The organism is Streptomyces sp. GC420 (assembly GCF_009916105.1).
Lineage (GTDB): Bacteria > Actinomycetota > Actinomycetes > Streptomycetales > Streptomycetaceae > Streptomyces.
In genome coordinates, this window is the sequence record NZ_JAAAXQ010000519.1 from 1 (window position 1) to 4,318 (window position 4,318).

The following is a 4,318-nucleotide window of genomic DNA, read 5'->3' on the forward strand; positions in this document are numbered from 1 at the left end:
CCGTACGCATCACACCCACCGAACACCCGGAGGCCACCACCGTCCCCGAGGGCAACCTCACCATCACCCCCTTCACCGAACTACGGGCCGAACTCGTACCCCCCACCGTCAAAGGACGCCTGCGCGGACGCCCCCGACTCGCCGTCGACAACCTCGGCAACACCAAACTCACCGCCTCCATCACCGGAAGCGACAACGGCGACCAGCTCACCTACGACCTCACCCCCAGCAACATCCAGATCGAACCCGGCCGCGCCGCCTTCGTCGACGCCCGCCTCAAACCCCGCGAAATCATCTGGTTCGGCTCCAAGGAAGAACGCCCCTACACCCTCGCCGTCCAACGCTCCGGCACCCAGCCCACCACCATCGACGGCACCTACGTCCAACACGGATTCCTCCCCCGCTGGCTCGCCACCGCCCTCGGCCTCACCCTCGCCCTCACCATCACCTTCGTCATGCTCTGGCTCGCCCAGAAGCCCCAAATACGCAGCCTCGCCATGGAAAAGGTGGAGGAAGCGGGCGCGACAGCGCTGCCGACGCCCGGTCCGTCGCCCTCGCTCGTCGCGCCGCCGCCGGACTCCGTGACCGAGCCGTCCACGTCGCCTTCCGCGTCCGTGTCCGCGGAAGGGCAGCCGGGCGGTGCCGGCGGCGCCGGCGGGAAGCAGGAGAAGCCCGAGGGGAACAAGGAGCCCGAGGGGCCGCTGCCCGCGACGAAGGTCCTTCTGAGGAACATGGTCACCGGCAGGTGCGCCGACGTCCCCGGCGGCGGGGAGGGGCAGCAGGACGGCCCGGTCAACCAGTCCACCTGCAACAGCACGCCGGAGGACAACCAGCTCTGGGACCTCGAAGTGCGGTACGAGGAAATCGGCCCCGAAGGCTCCGACCTCTTCCAGATACGCAACTCCAAGGACCGTCTCTGCCTCGACCTGGGGGAGTTCGGTGCCAGGGCTCCCTCCACGCCGGTCTCCGAGTACCCCTGCAACGGCACGACCGGCGACAACCAACTGTGGTGGCTGGACGAGCAGGAGGACGGGAACTACTGGATCCGCAACTACGCCAGCAACCAGCTGTGTCTGGATGTGGCGGGCATCCACGACACGAACATCGACGTGCGGCTGACCATTTTCGGGTGCGACAAGGCCGACGACCACGCGTGGCAGATCGCCAAGCGCTGAGCCGCCCCGGGGCGGCGGCGTCCTGGCCACTTGCCGGGACTTTCGGGCAAAAAGGCTGCCCCGTGGCCTGCTGACCTGGCCTCACTGCGCGCCATAGCGTCAAATGGTGAGCCTTTGGACTTCCCTGGAGCCCGCCTCGGCGACCGTGGACCCCGGCAGTACCACGACCGTACGGCTGCGGCTGCGCAACACCGGCGACGTCGTCGACGAATACCGCTTCGAACCGGTCGGCGACGTCGCGCCCTGGACGACCGTCGAGCCGCAGACACTCCGGCTCTACCCCGGCACCACCGGAACCGTCGCACTGACCTTCGCACCACCGCGCACCCCCGACGCCACCGCCGGACCCAACCCCTACGCCGTACGCATCACACCCACCGAACACCCGGAGGCCACCACCGTCCCCGAGGGCAACCTCACCATCACCCCCTTCACCGAACTACGGGCCGAACTCGTACCCCCCACCGTCAAAGGACGCCTGCGCGGCCGGGAAGACCGAGCACGACAGCGACACCACGACCGCGCTGAGCCGGTTCGTCCGCGACAACATCCAGTACCTGGACGGGAAGGTCGAGGAGCGGGTGAAGACCGGCTACGGTCCCACGCTGCAGCGGCTGATCACCGACTATCAGCAGGACGTGGGGCTCACGGTCACCGGCGAGGCGGACGCGGCGACCTTCGCGTCCCTGCACGGAGGCAGGGTCGCCTCCCAGAACAGCCCCGGGAAGGTCACGGCGGACAGCTTCCCGCCGGCCACCGTCGACTTGGGCTGACCGGCTCTGCGCCGTCCCTGCCGTTCCGCCCGGTCCGGGAAGCCCCGGCCCGGGCGGAACGGCAGCACGCGGTGACGCCCGGGACCGGCGGACCGAGTCGCGGTCCGCCGGTCACCGGTGTCCGGCCTGCCCCTGCCGGCCGTGCCGCCCGCCGTGCCACGCGCTCTGCCGCCGCCGCCCGCTACCAGCCGCCCTCGCCGGGCACCAGGCGGCCCGCCTTGCGGTACTCCCGCCTGGCTCCCTCCAGGAGGTCGGCCGTCGTAACCGGCTCGCCGCGCCCGGCCGCCGCGTAGGCGGCGGTGACCACGGCGCTGCGGATCGAGCCGCCCGCCAGCTCGAAGTCGCGGGCGGCGGGCCCGGGATCGGTGTCCTCGGTGCGCGGCACGTGCGACAGGCTGTGCCGCCACAGGGCCAGGCGCTGGCCGGCGTCGGGGAACGGGAAGTCGATCACCAGGTCGAGACGCCGGGTGAACGCCTCGTCGATGTTGGCCCGCAGGTTGGTGGTGAGCAGGGCGATGCCGTCGAAGGACTCCAGGCGCTGGAGCAGGTAGGCGCTCTCCATGTTGGCGTAGCGGTCGTGGGAGTCCTTGACCTCCGAGCGCTTGCCGAAGACGGCGTCGGCCTCGTCGAAGAGGAGCACGGCGTCCGTGCGGTCCGCCTCGGCGAAGATCCGCTCCAGGTTCTTCTCGGTCTCGCCGACGTACTTGTCCACGACGGACGACAGCTGTACGACGTAGAGGTCCAGGCCGAGTTCGGCGGCGACGACCTCCGCGGACAGTGTCTTGCCGGTACCCGACTCGCCCGCGAACAGCCCCAGGACGCCACGGCCCCTGCCACCTCCGGCGCTGAGCCGCCAGTCGCCGAGCACCCGCTCGCGGTGCCGGGCGCGAAGGGCGAGTTCGTGCAACTGCCCCAGTGGCTTGTCCGGCAGGACGAGGTCGTTCCAGCCGACCTCGGGGCGGATCCGGCGGGCGTGCCGCTCCAGCCCGGAGGCGGACTGCTGCCGGGCGGCGAGCCGCAGATGGACGGCGGACAGCGGCGTGCCTTCGAACAGGGCAAGGTCCCGGGCCGCTCGCGCGGCGCGCAGGATGCGGTCGCCGCCGAGCCGGTAGGGGGCGACGGTGCCGCCCAGGTCGAGGTGCGGACCGTCCGCCGCCGCACCGAGCGCCGCCGACCACGCCTCCACGGCGCCGGACCGCACCCGGGGGGCGTCGAGGACGAGGGGGTCCGGTTCGCACCACTGCGGGTCGTAGGGCCGGGACCCGGCGAACAGGACGGACACGTCTCGCGCGCCGTGCGCGGCCAGGGCGCGTACGAGCGGACCCGGATCGTCGGGCAGCGGCGACACCACGACCGCGCGGTCACGCAGCCGGGCCTCGCGCAGCAGCTCGGCCAGCGGCGCCTCCCCGGCCGCCGCGCCGCCGTCCGCGGCACCGCTCGCGCCGCCGCCCGGCACGAAGTGCAGGGCTTCCCGGCCGCAGGCGCGCAGTGCGGCCGCGGCGCCGGCCAGGCCGTCTCCCTCGCGGTGCTCGCGCAGGTAGACGGTGAGCGGTCCGGCGGCCAGGCGGCCGGCGAGCCTGCGGACGAAGCCCTCGTCGTACGCGGCCGGGGAGTGCGCAGGCAGCGCGAGCGGGCGGACGTGGCGGGCCAGGGCGGGGTCCTGGGTGTCGTCGCCGAGGAGGTGGGCGATCAGCCGGTCGGGGACGCGCAGCGCGCGGCTGAGGAAGGGGCGTTCCGGTTCCTCGACGACCAGCAGCCCGAGCGAGACCAGGGGCGCGGAGGGATCGAACCTGGCCCGCCCCTGCGGGAGGTGCGGCGGCAGACCGCACAGGTCGAGGGCCAGGCCCGTGGTGGCGCGGCGGCGGGAGACGTCGTCGTTGAGGTAGCCGTACAGCGGCTCGAAGGTGCGGTCCAGGTCGGGCGCGAGGGCGATGAGCAGGACGCGGGTGTCCAGCCCGGTCAGCCCGAGCCGGGCGGACAGCGCCGCCAGCCGGTCTCCGGGCCCGCCACCGCCCGCCTCGTGCCCGGGCGGTGCGGTGTCCGTCCTCGCCCTCGCGGGCGCCAGCAGGTGCCGTACGGCATCGTCGGACAGGTACAGGCCGCGCAGCGGATCCGCGGCGGTGGGATCGTCGGCACTGCGCAGCTCGACCAGCCGCGCAACCCGCTCGCGAAGCCCGGCCAGTCGGCCCACGAGCACGTCGGCGGCATCCGCCCGGCCGCCGACCACATCCGCGGAACCACCCTCGCCCCGCGAGCGGTCGCCCACGCCCGGGGCGGAATCGGCCGCCACCCGAGTGTGATCAGCGGCACTCGCGGAGAGCCCGGTCACGCCCCCGGCAGAGCCGACAGCACCACCGGCGGAACCAGCCC

3 protein-coding genes and 1 pseudogene are annotated in these 4,318 nt (G+C 73.0%); 3 read left to right on the forward strand and 1 reads right to left on the reverse strand.

Annotation, left to right across the window (positions count from 1 at the left end; all coding sequences use genetic code 11):
- From GUY61_RS35280 to GUY61_RS35290, 3 genes and pseudogenes are all read left to right on the forward strand, one after another.
- A partial coding sequence (locus GUY61_RS35280) for an RICIN domain-containing protein (RefSeq protein ID WP_166634399.1) occupies window positions 1-1,175 on the forward strand: 1,175 nt, incomplete at its 5' end.
- A 106-nt stretch (window positions 1,176-1,281) separates the two neighbouring features.
- Window positions 1,282-1,665, forward strand: a pseudogene (locus GUY61_RS40905) (hydrogenase expression protein); the annotation flags it as partial.
- 91 nt (window positions 1,666-1,756) lie between these two features.
- Complete coding sequence (locus GUY61_RS35290) at window positions 1,757-1,948, forward strand: peptidoglycan-binding domain-containing protein (RefSeq protein ID WP_166634400.1); 192 nt, start codon at window positions 1,757-1,759, stop codon at window positions 1,946-1,948.
- A 181-nt stretch (window positions 1,949-2,129) separates the two neighbouring features.
- Here GUY61_RS35290 and GUY61_RS35295 read toward each other — a convergent pair whose 3' ends face one another.
- Window positions 2,130-4,175 carry an ATP-binding protein gene (locus GUY61_RS35295; RefSeq protein WP_313897007.1) on the reverse strand — a complete coding sequence of 682 codons (2,046 nt, stop codon included), beginning with the start codon at window positions 4,173-4,175 and terminating at the stop codon, window positions 2,130-2,132.
- Window positions 4,176-4,318 lie beyond the last annotated feature (143 nt).